Origin of the sequence: Cellvibrio sp. ARAG 10.3 (assembly GCF_051846955.1) — a bacterium.
Classification (GTDB): Bacteria; Pseudomonadota; Gammaproteobacteria; order Pseudomonadales; family Cellvibrionaceae; genus Cellvibrio.
Genome location: NZ_JBPYCU010000001.1, coordinates 84,412 through 109,526, shown reverse-complemented (window position 1 = coordinate 109,526; position 25,115 = coordinate 84,412). Strand labels below are relative to the sequence as shown.

Sequence of the window (25,115 nt, the reverse complement as noted above, 5' to 3'; positions counted from 1 at the left end):
AGTGTTTAGTCGAACAAATTCATTAAAGAAGCCAAGGTCTCTTCACCTTTGGCAAAATTCTTTTCCGGACTGAGCTCGCCAAAACCTTCGCGTTCGACATCTTCTGGCGGCAGTTCATCCAGAAAACGGCTGGGGGTGGTTTCGCTGATATCGCCGAATTGTTTGCGCTTGCCCGCAAGGGTCATAGTCAGTGTTTTTTGTGCGCGGGTAATCCCCACATAGGTGAGCCGCCGCTCTTCTTCGATGTTATTGTCTTTAATGCTGTTGCGGTGGGGTAACAGGTCTTCTTCCATGCCGACCATAAACACGTGAGGAAACTCCAGTCCTTTGGACGCGTGCAGTGTCATCAACTGCACCTGATCGCTCAGGTCTTCCTCTTCCTGCCGTTCCAGCAGGTCACGCAACACCAGCTTGGCGATTGCATCTTCAATGCGCGCTTCTTCCTCTTCGTCATCGTTCGCACTTTTATCCAGGGTTTTCTGCAGGGATTCCACCAGATAAAACACATTCTCCAGGCGCTTCTCGGCCGCTTTACTGCTGGACGCGTTTTGGTGCAGCCAACCTTCGTAATCGATATCGTTGAGCATCTCGCGAATCGCCGACACCGGGTCAGCGGTGCGGCAGTTGTTTGCCACCTGATTCAGCCAGTGCGTGAAGCGTTGCAGACGCTCGAGGTTTTTCTCGGGTATGTGACTTTGAATACCCATTTCCTGAGCGGCAGCGAACAGACTGATGTGGCGCTCGCCTGCATAGTGACCGAGCGCTTCGAGGGTATTGGTGCCGATCTGGCGGCGGGGTGTGTTGATAATGCGCAAGAACGCATTGTCGTCATCCGGGTTGATGATCAGGCGCAGGTAGGCCATGACATCTTTGATTTCTGTCTTGGCAAAAAATGAAGAACCGCCGCTGATCTTGTACGGAATCTGATGATGCTGCAGCTTGAGCTCCAGCAGGCGGGCCTGGTGATTACCCCGGTACAGAATGGCGTAATCGCGAAACTTATTCTGTTGGCGCAGACGCTGCGTGAGAATTTCGGTGGCAATACGTTCGGCTTCGGCCTCTTCGTTGGGGCAGCGCACCACGCGAATGGGATCACCCAGCCCCATTTCGCTCCAGAGCGCCTTGTCGAATTCGTGCGGATTGTTGGCAATCAGATGGTTGGCCACCCGCAGGATACGGCTGGTTGAGCGGTAATTCTGTTCAAGTTTAATCACTTTGAGTGAGGGAAAGTCCTGCTTGAGCAGCGACATGTTTTCCGGGCGAGCCCCGCGCCAGGCGTAGATGGACTGGTCGTCATCACCCACCACCGTCAGCGCGCCGCGGTCGCCCACCAGCAGTTTTACCAACAGGTATTGGCTGGAGTTGGTGTCCTGATACTCGTCCACCAGCAGGTAACGGATCTTGCGTTGCCAGCGGGCAAGCACCTCGTTGTGCTGCTGGAACAGGTGAACCGGGATCAAAATCAAATCATCAAAATCCACCGCGTTGTAGGCGCGCAACGCCTGGTTGTAACGCTGGTAAACCAGCGCGATGGACTGTTCGCCCGGGCTTTGGGCGTGGCTAAGGGCATGTTCGGGTGCGGTAAGATCGTTCTTCCAATTGGAGATCTGGTGCTGGACCAGGTCGAGGTGATCGCTGTCGAGATCACCATCGCGCAGCATCAACTCTTTCAACAGGGCGCGCGCGTCTTCCGCATCGAAGATGGAGAAACCCGGTTTAAAACCCAGGGTTTTGTATTCACGGCGAATGATATTGAGCCCGAGGTTGTGAAAGGTCGACACGGTTAAACCCTTGGCGGCGGCACCTTTGACCAGGCCGGTTACGCGCTCCTTCATCTCGCGGGCGGCCTTGTTGGTAAAGGTTAACGCAGCGATATGACGGGCCGGCAGGTCGCACTGCTGGATCAGGTAGGCAATCTTGCGTGTGATCACGCTGGTCTTGCCGCTGCCTGCGCCAGCCAGTACCAGGCAGGGGCCGTCAATGTAAAGCACGGCTTCGCGTTGGCGGGCATTGAGTTGCGTCACAGAACCTCGATGATCATCAGATCTGAACAGGGAACAATTGCGTAAAATGCAGGTTAAACAAAAAGGGTCCGCATTGTAACAAGGGATAATTACCTTGCAATGCGCAAAAGTGTTTTTTCACGTGGCTATAACCGTTCCAGTAACTAATAGTGATGAATAACGCGCCCGACTTTTGACTTGGTTATAAACCAACGATAGTTATTTATTCCGCTGTGCGGCTGGTGTAGAGTCTTCGCCCTAATGTGAAGGGGTATTTGAAAAAGTGGTTACACTCCTCGCATCCAGGGAGTCCGGTGGTATGGATAAAAAAATAAAGATCTTGTTTATTGATCGCGAGCATGGCGAGTATTTGCTTATCGCAGATATTCTCTCGCAAGTTCGTCATGTCGAATATCAGTTGACCTGGTGCAATCAGCTGGAAGCCGCCCTACCCAAAATTCTCTCCCAGGATTACGATGTCGTGCTGCTCGATTATTATTGGGGCGGTAGCAGCGCGCGCGACCTGCTCAATGCGGCGCGGGTTCAAGCCTGTCAGACCCCCATCGTGGTGATGACCGATGAGATGGAAACCGAAGTGGATCGCGAAGCGATCCGCGCTGGCGCATCTGACTATTTGATCAAGGGCCAGATCGATTGTGAGCTCCTTGAGCGCACCCTGCGCTACGCCATCGAGCGCAAACTGACCGAGCAACACCTCGCGCGGCTGGCCCATTATGACCCCTTAACGGATATTCCCAACCGTATTTTATTTCGTGACCGCCTTGAGCATGCGATTCGCCTGGCGGAACGCGACAACACCTTTTTTACCTTGATGTTTATCGACCTCAACGGCTTCAAGCAGGTTAACGACAATTTCGGCCACGACGCCGGTGATGCGGTTATCCGGATTTGTGCTGAACGCCTGAGCAATTGCATGCGGCGCAGCGATTCAGTGGCGCGTATGGGCGGCGATGAGTTCACCTTGCTGCTGCAAAATATCGAGAACAACACCGACGTGGCGCACATTGCACAAAAGGTTATCGATTCCATATCCGTGCCGTCCCAGATCGGCGGTTATGAAGTCGTGGTGGGGTGCAGCATCGGAATCGCCATGTATCCCCAGGCGGGTCGTGATGCGGATACCTTACTTAAAAATGCCGACCTCGCCATGTACAAGGCCAAACAGGAAGATGGCAGCAGTTACTGTTTCTTCACCGATGCGATGAACCAGGATGTGCGGCGCCAGTTGCGCCTTGAATCCGACCTGCGTAAAGCGCTCAAGAAAGAACAGTTCTTTCTAGAATACCAACCGCGAATCGATGTGAACACCGGTCGCATTATTGCGCTGGAGTCGTTGTTGCGTTGGGACCATCCTGAACGGGGCATCCTCAGTGCGAATGAGTTTGTTGCGATAGCGGAAGACACCGGCTTGATCACCGCCATTGGTTATTGGGCGATCCGACAAGCCTGCACGGACCTCAAAAAACTGCACGCCGTATTCGGCGAAGAATTGGTGATGTCTATCAGCCTGTCGGTGCGTCAATTCAAGGATGACCGCCTGGTGCAGGAGATCGCCACCATCTTTTCTGATACAGGAATCCAGGCTGGTGATATTGAACTGGAATTAACCGAAACCTCGTTTATGGAAAACATTGATCTGGTCAGTTTATGCATGCGGCCGTTATCGTTCTTTGGTATTAATTTTTCACTAGGCAACTTCGGCACCGGCAGCTCGTCATTTTTGCATCTGCAACGCTTGCCAATAACCGCGGTAAAGATTGACTCACGTTTTATGGCGGAATTGCAGCGCAGCCGCAATGATCGTCGCCTGGTCTCCGCGATGATCACGCTGGCGCGCAACCTTGGCAAGATCGTCGTTGCGGACGGTGTGGAAAACGATGAGCAGAAAGAGTGGCTGGCCCAGAGCGGCTGCGATCATATGCAAGGAAATTATTTTGCCGAGCCGCAAAGTCTGGATGAGATATTTGCGCTGTTGCGTGGAAATCTTTTATCGAATTAGGCAACGACCCCACAGATCCTCAGCAGCTTAAACCCCTATTGATACCTCAGTGGGTTTCACAATAGGAGAGGAGGGTGGCTCTCCTCCCCGTACACAGAGTTACAAGGTGTTTAGGCTATCACCCTGGTTATACACTTCTGCACCTTCGAAGATAGTGCGCAACACCTGAGTGGTATGGATACTGTCTTCACTGATTTCTAACAGGTTATGGTTCAATACAATGAAGTCTGCATCCTTACCTGCTTCCAGTGAACCGGCTCGGTCCTCATTATTCATTGCATAAGCACCACGGATAGTGAGAGCTCGAATAGCTTCTTCAATAGATAACCCCATATTTTCACCCATGGGATAATCAAACCCGGGATCTTTGTTGGGGTTTCTACGCGTTACCATCGCTTCAATCGCGTTCCACCATTGCAGTCCATGTACTGGCCAGTCGCTGCCAAAGCAATAGAAAGCATTTTCGTCCTCCGCCTCACGGAAGGGCCAGTAACGATCAGCTTTTTCTTTGTCGTAGAGTCGCCACAATGCTGCCGTAATCTGGCTGGGCCACCACATCTGTGGTGAAAACTCGATAATCATATTGGCATCACGTGCACGTTTAATATCTTTATTGAGAATACTGTTACTATGGGCAATCTGGTGTCGTGGCCCCTGGTTACCGTTAACTTTGCGTGCGCGTTCGACGGCGCTCACGTACCAATGGGCTGCCTGGTCACCGATCGCATGGGCAACGACCCGGATACCGCGGCGATCCATATCCTCTACCATGGCGCAAAGCTCTGCAAAGGTGAAATTCACCACACCAAAGCCACCGCTCAAACAACAAGAACTGTGCTCCCCCATGGCGGCATGGTCGTGATCATGGTCACGGTGATCCTGTACTTCAAACTTGTTACCTTTAATCCGTGGCAGGCTTCCACCCAGATTAAATTGAGATTTTTCAAATGTCGTGCGATTTGGTGGAATGCCGTCCAGGTAAAACTTTACACTGTTTGCATTTATATGGTCGCTCATAAACTCAAAACGCTTGCCGGCCATAAGCTCCCAGCGGTCCGGTACGCACACTACGTCATCTTTCCAGCTTATGCTGGCTTCAATTTTTAAATTCAAATTCTGTTGCCGATCAAGCTCACGCAGTGCGGTCAAACGCGGTGTATTCAAATGAAGAAATTTCGCAGATGTAATGCCTTGGGCGTGCAATAATTTTGCACCCTTGGAAAACATGTTCATAAAATCTTTGACCGGGATTTCCGGCATCACTGCCTTGATTAGTGTCTGGGCACCTTCCTGGAAAAGGCCATTGGGTTTCCCGTCTTCAAAGCGGATGATGCAACCATTAGAGGGGTCCAGGGAGTCTTCGTTAATACCGGCCAACGCCAGTGTGGCGGAGTTGGTTAGCAATGTGTGATGGCCACCATCAATTAATGCGATCTTGCGATGAGGGAGTAATTTATCAAGCCAGCGACAATCCATACCGATACCTTCCTGCTGGAAGGCGAAAGGGTTGATGGGACCAGCATAAATCCAGTCCTCCTCTGGCAGTTGTTTATCCAAGGCTAACAGCCGCTCTTCCATCTCTTTAACGGATTGCGGAAATTGAGGCCAATGCTGGTAATAACTGAATTCGCCAGCTAAAGCCCAATCAGGATGACAGTGCATATCATGGATGCCTGGCATGACGAACGCACCGTCGAGGTTAATAACTTTGGTTGTTGAACCCTGAAAAGCAAGGATACTTTCCCCTTCGCCCACAGCAAGTATTTTGCTACCCCGGATAGCAATAGCTTCAGCCCAGGGGCATGCGGCATTCACGGTATAAATATTTGCATTTCGATAAATAATATCTGCGGTTTCTTGGGGCGTGTTATGTGTTGTATTCATAGTGAGTCATCCGCGATAAAAATGGTGGCGGGCATAATTACCCGCCCACGCATTTGTCCTAATCCTGGTTGAGTGATATAGATGGGTTAACCGAAAACCGGCGCGCCCAAAAGATTCTGCCCCTGCGCAAGTTTCTCACCGAAATCAGCTGCGATGATTTCATGGCCATTATTGCGTCCGGATGTGAATGGCATTTTTGAAGAGCAGTCAATTCCACCCAGCCACTGCATTCCGAGAAACTCTGCCGTGCTGTCCATTGCCAACTGTAAAATATTTGACGCATTGATAGCATTGACACCAGTATGCGTAGATACCAAAGCAAGACCTTTGCCTCGCAAATCTGAAGAAAAATCCGGATTAATGGTGTCGGTCCAGCGATCCACAAACGTTTTCAATTTCCCGGATAGCTGGTACCAGTAGATAGGGGACGCCAGAAGTATGATGTCAGCTGCTGCCATTTTGTCTTTAAGCAGAGGCATGTCGTCATTCTCCGCCTTCTCAAATTTTTTATACAAGGCGTCACCGAAGTAATTTTCCCACACGTCGGTAATACGGTAGTCATAGATATTGACATAATCCACCTGCGCACCTTTAGCTTTCGCCGCATCGAGAAGGATGCGCGTTAATGCGGCTGAGTTGCCATCACGGTTTGGGCTGCCATTAACTGCAAAAAATTTCATGTTTGTCTCCTGGGTCAGTAAACGTTTATTAAATAAATACGAAGGCATTTTTTATACTTTCTGCCCTCATTCGAAAGTTAATGAATGTGTCTTTATCTTTGATGTTGAGGTAAATATTATTCTTCTTTAGTGTTCCCCAGTCGGCACCCAGCTCCGTCAGGTAACGGTGTCCTGGGTACACTTTGATAGAGTCAGATATTTCCTCTTTAAGGCGGTGCAAGCTGGCGAATAACTGGTCTGGACTTGCTCCTCGCCCAACACACATCCCGCAGCCTTCATTGAAAACCGTATCACCGGTAAACAATGCCTCTCCTATAAGGAAACACGTGCTTCCTGCCGTATGACCAGGCGTTAGAATCGGCCTAATGGCCAAACCGGCCAGCGATAAGATCTCGCTGTCATAAAAGGTAAAAAATTGATGTTCAGATAGTGAATAAAAATCCCTTTCGCTTTTCGATATAAAGGCAGGAATCCCATAGAGTGCCGAAACCGAATCGGCCAAATGAATATGATCATGGTGATGATGCGTCACCAGAACAGCCTTTAGTTGCAGGCCATTTTTGTGAAGGGTATCGACGATGGTTGCCAGCTCCCAGGCCGGATCAACAATCACGGCCTGGTTGGTTAAACGATTAGCGATAATCCAGCAATAATTGACGGTCCTGCCGCTGGACACACGGCATCCATAAACATTAACCGTGTCGAGTGTGTCAACCTTCATAGCGAGTCGTCCCTTCCTGTACCGTTAGGACGCCAACTTCATGTTCTGGTCAATCATCCTCGCCGCTGTCTCAACAAGATGATTCACCATGCCTTGTGCTCCCCGACCATTCCAGGGTGATTCACCATTTTTGGCAAACCATTGGTTCAAATCGGCAATCTCGCGATCCAGTTCGTCCGTCGGTAGCGACAAGGTTTGTTGCATTTGCTTCAAATAATGTTTAAAAAGCAACGTCATTTTAAGGCGCGGATTATCGTTTGCCGCTGTAATGTCCTCGCGACTGAAAAAGCGGTTTTGCTCTACCAGATTATCCCAGGCTCGCTCCAGGCCCTCGGTAAAAAAATGCGTTTCGAGGAAGGCCTTGCTCGCATCACTCAACGTCTCCAGTGAGGACTCCTTTTTCCACAATGAGTAGAGGTTGGTGGCGGCGTAGATGTAATCTGGTTGGCTGTTAATCACAGAAGCTTTGCAGCCAAACTCAAACAGGTCTGCATCCGGAATCTGTATGAAATTGGAATTGTCGGCATGCCGCAGTAAATTCTTGACGGTACTATCCAGCACGGATTCCTGTGCGCAGAGGAAGATGTCGCCAGCACAAACAAAATCAGCGCCACAGTTAATGGCTCGTGCGATAGATACTGGTGATCCTATCGCTCCCGTGCTACCAATATAGGGTCTCTTCTGTTGTGCGGAAATTTCAGTTTTAAAAAAATTGTCACGTAGCTGAATCAGGGACTGGAGCTCACGCCAATCACCGTTATATACAATGGCATCAACCAGATTGATATCCAGTGCCTGAGTGGCTTCCTGGGCGGTGATCTCTCCGGAAGACTGTAGCTGCTCTATCATTTTTTTGGTTGGTGAGCGCAAGAAAAGCCGAGCCTCTTCCAGGCTGCTGACTTCAGCCATCAAGGTTCCGCGCTGCTCTTTGCGCAAGGCGGTTTTAATTCTCAGTTTGGTTAAAGCCGTAGAAATGCGGAAATAATGTTTTATATAGAAATGCTGAATGTCGGTATCCAGTAGCCGCTCAATCAGTACCGCCTCGCGTTCCGGGTAAATAATATCGGCGGTAACGCCAACCCCGAGATTTGGGTGGCGCTTGCTGAGCGCTGAAATTTTATCGATGGCTCGTTCATCTTTAATAGCCGCATCGTGTTGGAGTGCGGCGAATATCAAGGATCCCGATTTTGCGAGCTCGCTAATCAGTTCGTGCTGACGATAGTCTAACGGCCTGATCACATAGTTTGACTGTACTTGATAAAAATTAGCCAGGCCATGGTCATTACCAATGACCCTGCCCGTATCCGGTGTCATATTATGAATACTACTTGATGGGGATGGTGATAGCGGTTTGTCAGAATAGTCGGATTCGCGGTAATTCGCTAATGGGACAGCGTGCTGCAGCGGTTCGCATTGTTGTAAGATGCTTGAAATCAACTTGGTTAATACATCACCGGGACCCAATTCACGGTATTGGAAATCCCCTTGGCTCATCAGATAGCGAATGGTATCCGTCCAAAGAACGGAGCGACTGATTTGTTGTGCAAGTTGTTCTTTTATTTTATTGAACTCATGAGGCCTTGCGGTCACATTGGATAAAACAGGGATGCGCGGCGGTTGGAACTCAAACTGTTGCAGGTAGGCGGAAAATTCCGCCTGTATGGGTTGCATGTAGCGGGAATGAAACGGAGCGCTGACGTTCAGAGGTACAAAATTGCCTCCGGCGCGTTCAAATAATCGTGCAGCAACAGCCAGTTGGTCCTTGGGGCCAGCAATGACTGTTTGGGTGGGCTTGTTGAAATTGGCTACGTCAATCTCATGAAGATTGCCTTTCTGAAGTGTATTGGCTATTCGATCAGCATCGATGTTGAGTACAGCGGCCATGCCACCGTCAATCTTTGCGGTGCTCATCAGTTCTCCGCGACGTTTAACCAACTTAAGACCGGTCGCGAAATCAAAGACACCTGCGGCAAAAAGCGCGGAGTACTCACCCAGGCTATGGCCTGCTACGACATCTGGTTGTTCACCCTCCCGTACCGCTTTTAGATAAGACAAGGCCTCTACCACATACAATGCTGGTTGTGTGTATTGGGTCTGGTTCAGCTTTTTGTCTTTATCTTGTGTGCATAAACTTTCAATAGAGTAGCCCAGGATATCATCGGCGATTGCGACCATGTCGGGAAAGTCTGCAAAGAGCTCTTTTCCCATACCGACAAATTGAGAGCCCTGACCGGGGAAAACATAAGCATTCATAGGGGCATTACCTTGGCTGGTGTTGCGTAGAAGGTCAGCAGTAGATTTACCAAAATGGGTCAACAGCTTTTCAAGTCGTAGCAGATCGCTACCAAAAGGATCCATCAATGTATAGAACTCGGACTTTGAGTCGCTGCTGATATTCATTTTGGCGAAATTGGTTAGTGTGGAAGAGGGACCCAGATCCAGATAGATGCACGGACCCTCCTGCTCGACTAATTGAATTATTGAGCGAAAAAAAATGGGCTCTCGAATGACGTTCCAGAAATGGTCCTGAGAGATGACGGATAATTTTTCCCGCCTTGCGCAGGAAAACAGCGGTGTGCTTAATGTTGTGTAATGTTGTGCCAGAATAAACGGTAAAACCCTGTTTTTCTCGTTATCCAACAGGCTGCAGTGAAAAGCCTGGTTGACTGTCAGTGGTTGAAAGGGAATATCACTTGATCGAAAAATCTGGTGGCATTTGTCAAGTGCATCCTTGTAGCCTGCTATTACAAAGTGTGAGGCACTGTGTTCTCCGGCAATTTCGCATTCGTACTGCTTGATAACGGACAACAATCGGCTTTTTTCCAGAAAAACTGAGGTCATCCCCATCGGTGTTTTTTGTGCACCAAGTTCTTCTCCTTGATGCAGGACCAGATCAAAAAGCGTATCGAGCGACATGGCACCCGCCAGCGATGCTGCAGAAAATTCACCAAGACTGGCGCCAATAAAAAAATCCGGAGTAATGCCAACCTCCATGATCGTTTTTGCCAGCGCATACTCCACCAGTACGATAGCCGGATGAGATTTTTTCAAGTCAGTGAAAGGTTTGCTTTTTCCGTGATCTGCTCGAAACAGCTCAGCGATTACTGAAAAACCAGCTCGCGCCTTAACTTTTTCATCAAGACGTTCCATCCAATAGCGGAAGCGGGGGAGCTGTTCATACAGCTCACGACCCATTTGATAGTACTGGCTACCCTGGCCCGGCAGCATGAATACGACGGGCCTTGTTGCTGTAGATTGCTTTTGCGACATTTGCTTTACCCCCGCGATTGAGCCGTTTACACCGGCTCATTTTCTACAGCTACATGGCTTTCAGCCTGTAATATCAGGCCAAGCTTTTCTACCGTGGGGCTTTCCAGAACATCGGAGATAGCCATGTCGGCATTCAGCGTGCTACGCAGCTCAGTAATTAACTGCGTTGCCAACAGAGAATGTCCGCCCAATTCAAAAAAGTTGTCATGCCGCCCAACAGCATCGATATCAAGTAGCTTCTCAAAGGCAGATGCCAGTGTTTTTTCCAGTGAATTGATCGGTTCTGCAAAGTCCGTGCTGAGCGCGGGGCGCGGATGCCGTTTTTGTGCTTTGGATGTATCGGCTTTAAAGCCTTCCATGGTTTTCTTGTTTACCCATTTATCAATCCGTGCTTGCAAATCGGTGGAAGAAATTGTGATGTGATAGCGTGAATCGTAGCCCAGGCTTCGATGGAAACAATCCAATCCTTCCTCTACAGTCAGTGCAATTGCGCGCAAACGATCTGTAATGTTGTCGTGAAGTGTGGTGTTTTTATAATCAACAATCTTCCATTCGATATCCCACGAATCCCAACACTGCACATTCCAGCGGTAGGCTTTATGTGCGTTGCTGTATTCGGCATAAGACGCCGCCAGACAGTTTGAGGATCCATAAGAAACAAACAGAATTCCACCGAGAATTGAGCCGAGTGAACTCATCACCAGGCGAAAATCCAGATCGCGTTTTTCGAATACGCTATCAAGGGCCATTAATGCATAAGGGACAGTAATAAAGTCGCGTTCGGTCAGCTCATAAGACGCTTTGTTCACTGCGCGCACGTGACCGTTGGCTGAGCCGCCAGAGCAATGGATAATGCCGTTGAATTTTCCATATTGCTGTTCCGCTTTGTCTATCAATGTTGATAGTTCGGCTAGGTTATTATCTTGAGGCATGGGCGCGAGGAAAATACCACCCAGCTCAGCCAGCTCCCTGAACCCTCCGATTTTTACAGAAATATCTTCTTTAGGGTCGTGAGTTGTCAGCCAGTTATCCCATTCCTGTTGTGGTGGCATGGAGACATCACCCAGAACCAGCACAGTAGCTTTATATTCTGTTAGCAGCGTCTTGGATACTTCCAGTCCAATGCCCACCAAGCCATCGTATATCAGGTACGTGCCCCCCACTTTTATCGGGCTGCGCTTGCTGGTCTGTGCAGCAATCTCTATACGCTCATAGCTTTGAACCCAGCGGCGCGCGTTACGGAAGGCGCAAATAATGTCTGCCTGGTCAAAGCGGATTTCATTCTGCACTTGCTGCAAAAGCGCACTTTCTTCGTCAGAATTTTTGGTAGGGAGATACAAGTCAATTGCCTGGCAAGTGATATTCTGAAACTCTTGCTGCAACACTTTGACTAAACCGATGATGGAGGCTTTTTCGGGGCGATTTTTTTCGCTGCCGGTGATGTCATGCATATCGCTGGTCAACACCTTGATGGACAACTCGCTATTGAATTTATGTCGATTCAGGGATTGCACTAAATTCAATACGCTGTAATAGCCCTTAAATTGCGTGCTGCGGAAGGTATCCAGGTTGACCGAGTGCGCATCCTTATTCCGACTTTCCACCGTCCACAAATGCAGCACCCGACTAGGTAGTTCAAAAGACTCCTGTAAGTGTTGGACCAGAGAATCGTATTCAGCGAAATGGGCAGGATTTAACCGATAGCGGCCTTCGCCAAGTTTTTCGAAACTTTCGCCCTGGGTGACAACCACTACGGTCTCCCCGAGATCCAGCAGAGATTGAACCAGGCGATTGCAAAAACTGTTGTTGTTTGAAAAGACAAGCCATTGTGCACCAGAGACCAGTTCCTCTTGAATCAGGGGCCGTAAGGTTTTACGTTGCCAGGACTGCTCATAAAACCATTCGCCGGGCAGCCCGGTTTTATTATTTAGTTTGAATTCCTGAGAGAGACTCGTTTGTTTGCGATCAAAATCAATCCAGTATCGCTGCATTTCAAACGGATAGGTTGGCAAAGCAATGCGTTTTCCGGCTGTACTGTCCCCCTGCGCCAAATCCACGGCCTCCTGATTGAGCCATTGCTTGATGCTATCAAGCGTCGTGTTGGCTATCCGGGGAGGAAATAAAAAACTATTTAGGTTCCCGATATGACAGTAAGCATCATCTTCACCAGCGGAAAGACGGTCCAGCTTGACAATGGCGTCCCCAATATTCTCGACCAATATTACCGCACGCTTTTCAAAGCTGTTGCGACCAAACTGTAGGGTAAAAGCGATATCTTCCAATGCTACGTTATCTTTGTTCAGGCAATAGTTCGCGAGGTTGGAGGCCTGTTGCATAAGCGCATTATTGGTTCGGGCACTCAAAAACAACGCGATAGGGCCTTTAGTTTCCGGCTGTTGTGTGATGCGTAATGGAGCCTCTTCCATAACGATATGACAATTCGTCCCACCGACAGCGAGAGAGCTGACGCCAAGGCGTCTGACGTCTTGCGTCCAGTTAGTTAATTTATTGTTAACCTGGAATGGAGAGCTGGAAAAATCAATTTTTTTGTTGGGTGTTTCAAAATTGATGCTGGGTGGAATTTGCTTATGTTCCAATGCGAGTACGCTCTTGATGAAAGAGGCAATACCTGCCGCCGCACCGAGATGGCCAATGTTGGGTTTTACCGAACCGATCAGGCAGTGACTGTCGGATTGCTCAAACTCGTCAAACACATTAATCAATGCCGCGACTTCAATAGGGTCACCTAGTTTTGTACCGGTTCCATGCGCTTCTATATAAGAAATATCACGTGGCTCCAGATCTGCAGAAGCCAGCGCTTGTATAACAACTTCTGCTTGTCCTTCAACACTGGGTGCGGTGTAGCCGACTTTTTCATTCCCATCATTGTTGATCGCTGAACCGCGAATGATGGCTCGAATATTGTCGTTATCGCGCAACGCATCTTCCAGGCGTTTCAGTAACACTACACCACAACCGCTACCCCACAGGGTACCTGAGCCTTGTTCATCGAACGCGCGACAATGCCCATCGCGCGACAATATGCTGTCCTCTACATACATGTAACCGGCCTTATGAGGCACCATCACTGATGCGCCACCCGCAACGGCCATGTCACATTCACCTAACAGCAAACTCATGCGGGCTAGATGCACAGCGACCAGAGATGACGAGCAAGCGGTATTAACATTGATGCTCGGGCCTTTTAAATTCAGTTTATAGGAGAGGTGGGTCGGTAGGTGATCCTTGTCATTACTGATCAATATCTGCTGCTCACCAGCAGTTTGATAGATCTCATCGTTACCACATAATTTCGCATTGTAGTATTGAGTTACGCCAGCCGACCCATAGACGGCTACAGGAATATCGAGCGAATAAGGATTGTATCCCGCATCTTCAAAAACCTCCCAGCCGCACATTAAAAACAATCGACGTTGCGGATCAAGAATTTTGGCTTCTCCTGGACTAAAGCCAAAAAAACCTGCATCAAACATTTCTACGTTATTTAAAACGGGGGCCGAACGCACATAGTTTGGGTGGTTAAACACCTCTTCTGTAACGCCGCTTTCGCGGAGATCCTGGTCATTAAGGATCTCAACGCTTTCTATACCGTTTTTCAGATTATTCCAGAATTGGTCGATATTATCGGCTCCGGGAAAACGGCAAGACATACCAATGACCGCGATAGCAGTAGAATCGGAGGTTGTATGTGATTCATGTTTCATGACTTATCCCTATTTTTCATGTTTGGTCTGTAGGTTTTGTGATAACGGGCAGCCCGATTATGCGACTTGAAGGCGCCTGATCATCTGCCGTTGACGTTGCGCTCTTTCTCTGGCTTTACTCATTTTTCCTTTTTTCTCATCTGAGCCTGATAAATGTCTGGCTAAAGATGCAATCGATGGAAATTGAAACAATGTAGTAATCGGAATGCTTTTTTCCATCTGCTCGCTCACTCGGCTAGCCAGCTCAATGAGTTGTAGAGATGTACCGCCAAGATCGAAGAAGGAGGTTTCGGTATTCGGGTGCTCTGTGCGTAAAATCTCCCCGTAAATGAGCGCGAGCGTTGCTTCCAACTCATTGGCAGGAATGGTTGTTGGCTGTGTCTTTGAGGATGGTGACCGGCCTTTTAATGTCTCACGTAGAGCAGCCGAAATCTTGTCCAGACTATTAAGTTCTCTGGCAATAACGGCCATAGCTCGCGGTGATTTTGTACTTTGTTGGGGTTTGGGCTGTGTAGTTTCAGCATCTTCCATACGGCTTTGTCGCGGCTTCTCAGCATGACTTGGCTCAAAACGCAGGGATGCGCCTTGCGTGCTGTTTAATGAAAAATAATTCTCTGTTTCATGCCAGCAGGCCGCAGGAATGGATTTATAAAAGATATGAATGGGAACATTTTTTTCGGTTGCATCATATTCCAGATACAAGGTGTCAATGCCGAGTTCCACGGCCCTTTGAGCAACGGAGTTCAGCATGTGATGTTCTACTCCCTTGCCCAGCACCCGGCAGCTGAGCAGGAAGCTATCCAATCGGATGTGATCGGTGTTGACCTGATAGAAAAGCACACCTACCAGACCGTAATCACCAAATCTATCGCGGACGTGGAACGTTTTGCATTCATAATTTTCGTGATTTATTTTGCTATTCATCTCACTCGCGGTATGACGGCGGGTGGTGGCATTGAACTGATTGGTACGCTGCATCAATTGCTCTACACGCTCAACCGAGTCTTGATCCATATCAGCAATATCTATCTTTAACTCGAGCCTGGATAGAAAATCTTCAAATGAGCCGGCCTGGTTTTCTGCTTGATGACGTTCAAGGTTTTGCTTATACATCGCCGTGCGTTGTTTATCTTCATCGGTCACGGTATGGATATCGAGATCCCAGATGCTGTAGCAAAGATGATTAATTTCTTCAGCTTCCTGTGGAAATTGGATGGTAAGTACTTGTGGTAATGCTGATTCGACTTCCGCACATTCGACGGGGTTGTCATCGATGAAGATAAAGCTGTCCAGGCCCAGTTTCAGTTCTTCGCTGAGCTGTTTCAGGTTTTCAGATTTTGGCTGCCAATTAATTTTCCATGTCAGGATATTTTCCCGCGTCAACGGCATATCGGCACGGCTGTTAAAAACAGCGAGAACATCATCTTCTATATTTTTGCTGGCCAGGCACAACAATACACCGCGTTTCGATTGTTCAATCAAGAAGTTATGAAACTTAAGGCGAGCCTCATCAAACACGATACCTTGCGGTCCAACTTCGCCTACTACGCCTTGCCAAAGTGTGTTATCGCAATCCAGTACGATAACTTTATAGGGTAAGGTAGCCAATGACCTGACTTTACGTATCAGTGATGTACCAAGCGCCGTAAAGTAATCGGGCTTGTAGGGGATATGTCCAGCGTTGTCAGCAATCTCATCAAAAATGTGTGCGACAGGATAGGTTTGGATGACGGAAGCCGCATCAAGTAAACGAACATTGGGTAATGAACTAACAACATCAGCAAGCTCTTGATTGAGTTGATGATGAAGCTCAATGTGTTCGTTGTGAGAAGGTAATATAGCGAGGATCAGGGGGCTGCTCTGCATGCTGGTACTGAAGCGCAATGCTGCTAAAAATTCTGCAAAAAAAGCACGCTTGCGTTGTTCCGCAGGTATGCTTCTATCTGTATCAAAACGCAGCCAATCATCATAGCGGACCAACACCAGATTCATGCCGTCATGATTCTGATTGAGTGATGATCCGGGATCAAGCAGGCTTTGAAACACCTGATTATAGGCCGCAAATTCAAGAACAAAATCCAGTTGCACTTTATCAAGCCAGAACTGAAGAGAGTCCGCGAGCGGTTCGGCCGTAAAGGTTGAGGATATAATCAGCTTGGGCTTCTGTGCGATGCTTGAGGACGCAGCTTCCACCAGTAAAGGTGTGGAAACAAGATCATAGGCGCGATTGTCGGCTTGGGCGCGACTTATATCGCGCAGTATGCGCTGAAACGATTCGAGAATATGGGTGGCCGTTTGGGTGGTAAACAGATCCGGATTGAAATCCATAAAGACACGCAGGTTGTCCCCTCGAATATCAACCGTAAACAATATATCAAAGTCCAGCGTAATCAACGGAATATCCATGAGCGACAAGCGCAAGTCATTGTCGTACATAACGACTTCGTCTCGCTCAATCATATTGAAGAGAATCTGGAATAACGGGTTGTGATTTTTGGGCGAAGGTATATTCAAATGACTTACCACGTCACCGTAACCGACGCTTTGATGATCAAAAGCCTGGTACAGGCTGGCCTTGGTATGTTCAATGAGTTCATCGAACGTACCCTGAAGATTGATTTTGCTGCGCAATACCAGCGTGTTGGAAAGGAAGCCAACCATGTTGCGTGTGTCGGGAAGATGACGATTCGCATTAGGCACGCCAATGAGGATATCGTCCTGCTGGCAGAGACGAGCCAGCAATAAGTTAAAGACAGAAAATACCAACGAAAAACGCGTTGCTTTGAGTTGCCTGGCCAGTGCGTCAAGCTGGGTAAAGATCTCGCTGTCCAATTCGAAGGAAACCTGCTCCGCACGGAAAGTTTGTTGAGTTTGGCGAGGAAAATCCAGCGGCAGGTTCAGACTGGCGGGAGCATCTGCTAAAAATTTTTGCCAGAAGTCGAGATCCTTCTTCTTTCGGCTGCCATCCTGATTATGTAGCCAGACAAGATAGTCGGTGAATTGACCATTCATTGACAAGTGGTGATCAGGGGCTGCGCCATCAACAACGGCGCTAAAAATCTGAATCAGCTCCCTGGCAATAATATCGCAAGAACTTATGTCAGCAATGATGTGGTGCACAACGATTGACAGTACGTAATCATCTTCGCCGGTTTCAATTAGCGTGACTTTAAGTAAGGGGCCTTTGGTGATATCAAACAACGTTCGGGCAGCTTGGTTAATCATGGTGTAAGGAGAGGTATGTTTGGCTAACTGATACCACTCCAGGTCAACATGCAGATGATCGACCACTTTCTGGACAGGCTCTCCTTGTTTCAGCGCAAAGATCGTTCGTAGGGATTTATGACGTGCAACAAGTACATTAAGTGCATGCTGTAAGTGTGCTTTATCGAGTTTTCCTCTAAGACGATAAGCCGCAGAAATGTTGTGGCGCGTATTGTTCGGGTACATCTGGGACAGTACCCATAAACGCAGTTGGTCTGAACTGAGGGGAATATCATCGTGACGTTGGGATATCGGTATAACGAATTCGTCGGACGTTGTTGTCGTTGTGGTTCCTGTTTCCTGTTCGATCAGCGTGCAAAGATCATTAAACGAGTTGCACTGGCTGAATGCTCCGATAGTAATGTCCAGTGATAATTTCCGGTTAAGCTCGGTGACCACCTGTGTGGTAGTAATAGAGGTCCCACCCAGGGCAATAAAATTATCGTCAGGCTGAATGTCCGGAACGCTCAGATACTTCAACCAGATATTCTTGACCAGTGAATGGATATCTGACGAATACTTCGGTGACTCGATGTTTGGTGAAGCCAGTGTTATGGGTGGGCTGACCAGTTTTTCCGCATCATCCGTATACCAGTAACGATGTCGTGCAAAAGGGTAATGGGGCAAGCTGGTCAGCTTCGCCTGGCGGTTTGCTGGTATATGTTGCCAAGGGATGTGGGCTCCCTTAACCCAAAGTTTGGCCAGCTGGGTTAAACGTCCACTGCGTGCAAGGGCACCAATGAAGTTTTCTCCCTCGGGACAATCGAGAAAATCGTCCAGTTCCTGATCGTCGGATAGGGTATTAAAAAATGCTATCTCGCTTGTCTCACCGGTGCATGCGAAATGTCGCAGTTCTTCAATCAATTCGCGCTTGTTATTCGCGACAATCGCAAGGCGATGCGCCATGGCTTCTCTGCCGGTCTGCATGGTAAAGGCCAGGTCTTGTAAACTGTCTTCAGTTTCGAAGTGGACAGGTGTGGTGGCATGGGCTTTCTTGAGCGCATTCAGTAAATCATTCACAGAATATTGCAGTGCAATCAGACGAGGCGTTACCGATATTTGCCAGTGTTCCTCGATGGCTTTCGTGATGGCCATGTAATCATTCAAATGGAAGCCTATATCCGCGATCAATGTATGTTGATCGTGTAGCTGGATTCTGCCGTGTGTCGCATTGGCGACCAGCGCCGCGAGATGCGGCAGGGTAACGTCGGTATTGGATAGTGAAGCTTTTAATTCAATACGTTGCGCAAGGTTGCCGGCATAGGTCATCAATCGTTCCCTGGACCTGGCTGATACGACAAAGACCGACGGCATATCCTCTGATGACGGCGTTGACTTTATCGACGAATATTCCTCGACTATCACATGTGCATAAGCACCACCAATACCGAACGAGCTGATACCGGCACGGCGAGGATACGTGGGGTTGGGCTGCCAATATTGATTGGTACGAGGAATGACAAAAGGCGTATTTTCCAAAGTTACATAAGGGTTCACGTCACGCAAATGAGGCATGGCCGGAATGGTTTTATGTTTCATTGAAAGAATGACTTTTAACAAGCCAACAATGCCTGCCGCGCCCTCGGCATGACCAATATGTGCTTTAGCAGTAGTAAGCGCGCACCGATTGTGACGGTGATCGACATCTTTAAACGCAAGTTTCAATCCATTAACTTCTATCGGATCTCCCAGTGATGTCCCCGTACCATGTGCTTCTATATAAGAAATACTTTCGGCAGGGAGATTACCGGCCTTCAGAGCCTTCTCGATAACGGCTGCTTCCTGGGTTACATTGGGTGCAGTAAAAGATGCGCTGTAACCACCGTGATTGACTGCGGAACTTTTGATAACAGCATGGATCTGGTCACCGTCTTGCTCGGCCTTTGACAGAGGCTTTAACAACACTGCAGCAACCGCCTCGCCGGGCAGGTAGCCGTCGGCACGACTGTCGAATGGATAACTGCCACCTGACTTGGATAGCGCACCAATAGTACAGAAATAACGGAAATGCAGGGGACTTAACACCAGATTGGTGCCAGCCACAAACGCCATGTCACACTCACCATTGCGCAACGCACTCAATGCCGAATTAATGGCAACTAATGATGCTGAGCAGGCTGTATCGAGTGGTAAGCTTGGGCCTTTCAGATTTAGATAGAAGGAGGGGCGGTTTGCCAGCATGGTAAGTGCATTGCCAATACCGAAATAAGGACTCATCTCGCCCAGGTGTCGAACCAACTCCAATTCATAATCGTGGAAGCAGGCCCCCACGTACATACCCGTATTGGTACCACGAATTTTATTTGCATAACCGGCATCTTCTATGGTGTGGTAGATCACTTCAAGGAGGTGACGTAACTGGGGATCAAGAATGGCCGCTTCCTGCGGTGGAATATTAAAAAAAGCTGCATCAAATTTATCAACGTCATCTATAAAACTGCCGCGAGTACAATACATTGCATCGGGCACATCCGGATTTTCCTCACGCCATTTTTTATACTCAAAGTGATCTTCGGGTATATCTCGGAATAGATCAGTTTGTTCCGCAAGGTTCTTCCAAAACTCGTCAAGGTTTTTTGATCCGGGAAATTTACCTGCCATACCGATGACCGCAATATCTTCGTTTAGCGGAATGTGATGGCGACATAAGGCGCTGGTATGATCTTGGTGCGCCGGTGTTATAGCAGGAAATTGGCTAAATATTTGATCGAGCGTGAAATCAGTACCGGCGGCTTTGTCATTGTTCTTGGCAGGAACTGCCGAGGCTTTATCCTCGCCATTGCCAGGGTAGGCTGGTGCTGCCTGTAACGTTAGTGCATCTGGATGATCACTTTCAAGAAAGCGAGCGAGATCAGAAATGCTTTGATATTCAAAAAAAACCGTGGGCGGCAGTTCAATTCCAAGGTCTTTTTTAATGCTGTCAGAGATGGATACCAGGCTGATCGAATCAATCCCCAAGTCCATAATATTACGAGTTTCATCTGAACGTTTTACCGGCTTCCCGCTGATTGCCTGGATACTGGCTTTCAGGTATTCAGTAATATTCTTGTGTGGCTTATCAAGGCCAACATTCCTCGTCTTTTCCATAAAATCGCTCCATGTATAGAAAGTTATGGATTAATTCCAGTTAATGAGTCCAGTCTGTATAACAAATGCTGGCATATTTGCTGTCGGTGATTTCACCTACGGTTTAAAAGTGCCAATCAAACCTAAGGCTGAGCATACTGTCTTGCTCGTAAGCCTGGAGTGCATGACGAGCCCTGGAAAATAAAGAGCCCTCTACCTCCAGCGTAAATTGTTTGCCTATCCTTCGAGAGATTTCCATTTTCACAACAGTTTCCCGGGTTTCCTTATCAACGATTGCACCGAGCAACATCGTGGCATCTTGCAAATCGTTCAGCGAAATCCGTGTACCCAAAAATACATCTCGGCTAAACACACTACCGCTCTCACCGCGCTCGTCATGGATGTATTCCAGTAACCATCCTATATCTGCATCGGTATCAAATGCCTGAAAGAACGTATACTCAAAACCACCAACGGCGGCTGTGTAATCCTCGTAGAGATTGTGATTTGCAATAGCTTCGAGCTTCCACAACCAAGCATCTGTTGTAAGTTGCAAATCAATACCGACCTGCCGGATCTTGGCGTAAGTGGGTATCAGATAATTCCCGACATCATTAATGCCGAGAACAGGCTCCCGACCAATTCCTTCAAACCAATGAATGCCCAAATCAATATTGCCAATGTAATGGCTGTAGCGAATGGCATAATCCTGGTTCGCGCTCTTGTCCGTACGCAGATAGCGGGCGTTATTATTATCAACCGGTGGTGATGTTCTATACCTGCCTTCGACAGCGGGGTACACACGTTCACGAAATACCGGAAGCCAATAAAATGACAAATTTCCCCAGTCGCGGATAAATGTGGCGTTTACCATAGGCTGGCCGAGCTTCTCGTCTTGATAAATGCTCTCAACCAAATCCACCTGATTGATGATATTGACCAAGTGCCAGGATTCCGTTACACCCCAATAAACAATATTTACTCCCGCGTTGAGGTCGACAAATGCGTTATCGTATGACCAATGAAGTTCCCGAACGTCAAGGTGATTCCGCTCATCGTCTTCACTGCCTGCTCGGCCGAATGCTTTGAATGAAAAGCTGTGTTTATTACCTCGCCATGTCGCTTCGGGTTCAGTAACGATCTCCGTTGAGTCATTGTGTTTTTGGCCAGAAAATTTTGGGTTTTCCAAAAAATAGTTTTGCTGCAATCCCAAGCTGCCGGAAAACTCCACGGCAGCGAATCCATATATTGGCCACAACGTTAATGTTGTGGCCAGAGTAATTTTCTTCATAGGTTAAATGCACTATTGGATACGCTTTAGTCGACCTTTATCGAAATCCTGCTCTGTTAATCCGGTATTGAAGACATAGTCGCCATACAGAAGCGTGGTACTTTTATTGGTTTGGTGATTAACCATGTCCAATGTATGCGCTCTCCAATAACCGCTGGATAGCTGATAATCACTTAAAGTCAAAGTCTTTAGCAGGTCACCCTTTCGATCATAAAACTCTACCTTGCGGACCTGATATGCCTTTTGATCAATCCACACTAATAGATGTGAATACCCGGAGAACTCATACTGCGGCAATCTTTTTACAAGATCACAAGTCATGTCTTCACAGGCTTCTTCGCGTAGCCATTCGTGGGAATACTTATTGAGTTCCAGGGAGGTAAAGTCTTCAAAAGCAAACTCTGACCCGACAAATGGACCAGATTTATTCTTCGAAGAAATTCGTTTGATCCGTTTTAGTGAAGGAAGGTAAAGCCATTGATCATCAGCTTCCAATATCCGTGCATGAGACAACAGCGCGGTACCGGAAATGTCCTTAGGTTCATTGAAGATAACGATGCTTTTATCCCCGAGGTCTTCGTTTGCAACTTCCAGCGTTTTTATATGTAGGTTACGTGAAGCTTCTTCACCAGACGCATTCTTTAACACCATCTTCAATTCAACTTCGCTGCTGGTAAATCCTCTGTCTGTGCGATCAGAGCGTGCGGAAATTTCGTAGCCCTTGGTGTCATTGTCGGTTGTTTTTGCAACTACATTGTCCGATGTTGTCAGCAATAGTGCACTAACAGCGATTACGATTGCACCTAGCGTGCCTTCTGTTGCCATACTTTGATTTTTAATCATGTTCACCTCTGATGTCTCAACGTGTTTTCTATCATTCAAAAGGACGAGTAGTGCCGGCAATAAAAGAAAATCGAGCAATAAAGCCAGCAGAATGGTAATGGTGGTCAACAGCCCCAGATCAGCATTGATTTTGAATGTTGATCCGGCCATGACAATAAAGCCCGCCACCAGAATCAGGGTATTGATGACGATGGCTGGACCGACATTGTGAAATGCATAGGCTACGGCTGACCTGGCATCTAACATTTTTTCCCGGCGAGCCAGATCGTACTTGGCCAGGAAGTGGACGGTGTCATCTACGACGATACCCAGGGAAATTGCCGCAACGGCTGCAACGGAGAAACCCACAGTTCCGACTAATAATGACCAGATACCGAAGGCCGCAAGTATGGGTAAACCATTAGGAACCAGACTCAATAAACCTAACTTGAAGCTGCGTAGGGTGATGATAAGAATTAATGCGATTGCCAGGATTGCCATAATTGTTCCGGCAATCATGCTCTGCACATTGCGGTCTGCAATATAAGTAAACATAACCTGGGCACTGGTTGGCTTGGTCTCTTGCATATAAGCCGGGAAGTTAGCGTCAATCCATGCTTGTGTATTGTCTATAAATGCTTTGGTCTGTGTTGTAGAGGTTTTTCCTAAAGTGACTGTCACGCGTGTGGCAGATTTGTCGATATTGATTCGATCATTCAAATCCAGTCCATAGGGAAGCGACAATTCATACAGCAGCAGGTACTGGGCCGCTTCGGTGTCATCGCCAGGTATCTCGTAAAATGATTGGTTATCGCCATGAACATTCTTGTTCAAACGCTTGACGATATCGGTAATTGAAAAAACGTGAACAACATTCGGCTGCTGACGCAGGAAATCGGTAAATGCTTCCAGCTTTGTCAGGTACTCATTGCTGCTGATATCACCAGGCCCGGCGGCGGGAACTGAGTATTCAATGGGATACATACCGAACTTGGTCGTTGCTTGATCGGTATCGTTACGGAATTCAATTTTCTTTGAAAAGTAATCGCTCCATTGGTCATCAAACTCAATGCTTGGTATAAAGGCGACCAGGACAAGACTCAAAATAATGCACGAGCTCGCAAGCATTTTGGTATTGGCGTTCACAAAGCCCGCGAGCTTATCCATCCACTTCTCGCCAAAGCTGTCACTTCCGGTTTGCTTGATACGCATGGGCACAATAGCCATTAGTGCTGGCAACAAGGTGATAGACAATAACCAACCGGCCGCAATACCCGCAGACGCCATATTGCCCAGGTGCCAATAGGGTGGTGCGTCAGAGAAGTTCAAGGCCAGAAAGCCGACAATAGTCGTTAATGAGGTGACAGTGACCGGCATCAGGTTGATGCGCAGGGATTCCACAACTGCTTCATGGCGTGACATACCCTGGCGGATCGCCTTTTTGAAAGACAGCAATATGTGAATGGAATCCGCAATAGCCAAGGTAAGGATAATAATAGGGGCGGAATTGGAGATAGGCGTAAGAAGCACACCAGTGAAACCACCCAACCCCATACCGACGCCGATCGATAGATACACAACAACAATTGTCATCAATGTGCCTACGATTGAACGCAAAGCCAGCAGCGTCAGTAGCACCAAAACACCATACATCAGAGGGACCAACTGGATTGAATCCATATACCCGGCTTCAGCAAAGGCGTTGTTCAACATAGAGAAGCCGGTGAGGGAGACTTTGATATCAGGAAATTCCTGTTCAATCAGCGCTTTATATTCGCGTGCTTTCGCTGCTGCCGTTGGCACTTCATACAGGCTTTGACCGGGAAACTGCATGACTACATTGATTGCCGTTGCTGAGCCGTCGGCTTTAATCAGCTGGTCTAACAACAGCGGTTCGTTAATTGATGTGCCTTTAACGCGATTGATCTCTTGTGCAGAGAGATTTTCTGCATTGGTATAAAGATCTTCTACTGTCAGGTCGTCATCGTCCGCATAGGAGTTCTGAAAGTTACTAATGGAGTCCACGCGGTTGGTAAAGGGAATAAGCCAGGCTTTTTCTGTCAGTATTTCTACTGCTTTCAGGTTCTCATTGGTAAATACATTTCCATTTTTTGGCTCCAGCACGAAGAAGAAGTTGTCGTTCTTGACGTAAGTCTTCTGGAAGTTCTCGAAGGCGGTTAACTCCGGATTGTCTCCGGAGAAAAATACGCGATAGTCTGTGGAAAAGCTTAATAGCTTTCCACCTGTTCCGATGGCCAGTGCCGCTGCTACGCAAACAATGACTACTATGAAGCGGTACCGGATGACTGACTTAGCCAGACCGATTGCAAATCGGTCAACTACGTCAAAATATTTGGACATGTCACACC

10 protein-coding genes are annotated in these 25,115 nt (G+C 48.0%); 1 reads left to right on the top strand and 9 read right to left on the bottom strand.

What is annotated here, in order from left to right:
* Positions 1-5: 5 nt before the first annotated feature.
* Positions 6-2,024 carry a DNA helicase Rep gene (gene rep, locus ACSV5M_RS00425; RefSeq protein WP_439173381.1) on the bottom strand — a complete coding sequence of 673 codons (2,019 nt, stop codon included), beginning with the start codon at positions 2,022-2,024 and terminating at the stop codon, positions 6-8.
* A 298-nt stretch (positions 2,025-2,322) separates the two neighbouring features.
* On the opposite strand from rep, the gene ACSV5M_RS00420 reads away from it, so the two are divergent.
* On the top strand, positions 2,323-4,023 hold the full coding sequence (locus tag ACSV5M_RS00420; RefSeq protein ID WP_439173379.1) for a putative bifunctional diguanylate cyclase/phosphodiesterase: 1,701 nt from the start codon (positions 2,323-2,325) through the stop codon (positions 4,021-4,023).
* Positions 4,024-4,122: 99 nt separating this feature from the next.
* On the opposite strand, the gene ACSV5M_RS00415 is transcribed toward ACSV5M_RS00420, so the two are convergent.
* The 8 genes from ACSV5M_RS00415 to ACSV5M_RS00380 all read right to left on the bottom strand — a co-directional run bounded on the left by ACSV5M_RS00415 (position 4,123) and on the right by ACSV5M_RS00380 (position 25,107).
* Positions 4,123-5,907 (bottom strand): amidohydrolase, encoded by a 1,785-nt coding sequence (locus tag ACSV5M_RS00415; RefSeq protein ID WP_439173378.1) that lies wholly within the window; start codon positions 5,905-5,907, stop codon positions 4,123-4,125.
* Positions 5,908-5,993: 86 nt separating this feature from the next.
* On the bottom strand, positions 5,994-6,587 hold the full coding sequence (locus tag ACSV5M_RS00410; RefSeq protein ID WP_439173377.1) for a flavodoxin family protein: 594 nt from the start codon (positions 6,585-6,587) through the stop codon (positions 5,994-5,996).
* A 28-nt stretch (positions 6,588-6,615) separates the two neighbouring features.
* Complete coding sequence (locus ACSV5M_RS00405) at positions 6,616-7,308, bottom strand: MBL fold metallo-hydrolase (protein ID WP_439173376.1); 693 nt, start codon at positions 7,306-7,308, stop codon at positions 6,616-6,618.
* Positions 7,309-7,332: 24 nt separating this feature from the next.
* Entirely contained in the window at positions 7,333-10,578 is a 3,246-nt protein-coding gene (fabD, locus tag ACSV5M_RS00400) for an ACP S-malonyltransferase (RefSeq protein ID WP_439173375.1), read from the bottom strand.
* Positions 10,579-10,604: 26 nt separating this feature from the next.
* Positions 10,605-14,303 (bottom strand): beta-ketoacyl synthase N-terminal-like domain-containing protein, encoded by a 3,699-nt coding sequence (locus tag ACSV5M_RS00395; protein WP_439173374.1) that lies wholly within the window; start codon positions 14,301-14,303, stop codon positions 10,605-10,607.
* Positions 14,304-14,360: 57 nt separating this feature from the next.
* Complete coding sequence (locus ACSV5M_RS00390) at positions 14,361-20,654, bottom strand: HAD-IIIC family phosphatase (RefSeq protein ID WP_439173372.1); 6,294 nt, start codon at positions 20,652-20,654, stop codon at positions 14,361-14,363.
* A gap of 103 nt (positions 20,655-20,757) precedes the next feature.
* Positions 20,758-21,924, bottom strand: a complete 1,167-nt coding sequence (locus ACSV5M_RS00385) for a hypothetical protein (protein WP_439173371.1) — start codon at positions 21,922-21,924, stop codon at positions 20,758-20,760.
* Between the two features lie 12 nt (positions 21,925-21,936).
* Positions 21,937-25,107: an outer membrane lipoprotein-sorting protein gene (locus ACSV5M_RS00380; RefSeq protein ID WP_439173369.1), complete on the bottom strand. Its 3,171-nt coding sequence runs from the start codon at positions 25,105-25,107 to the stop codon at positions 21,937-21,939.
* Positions 25,108-25,115: the final 8 nt, after the last annotated feature.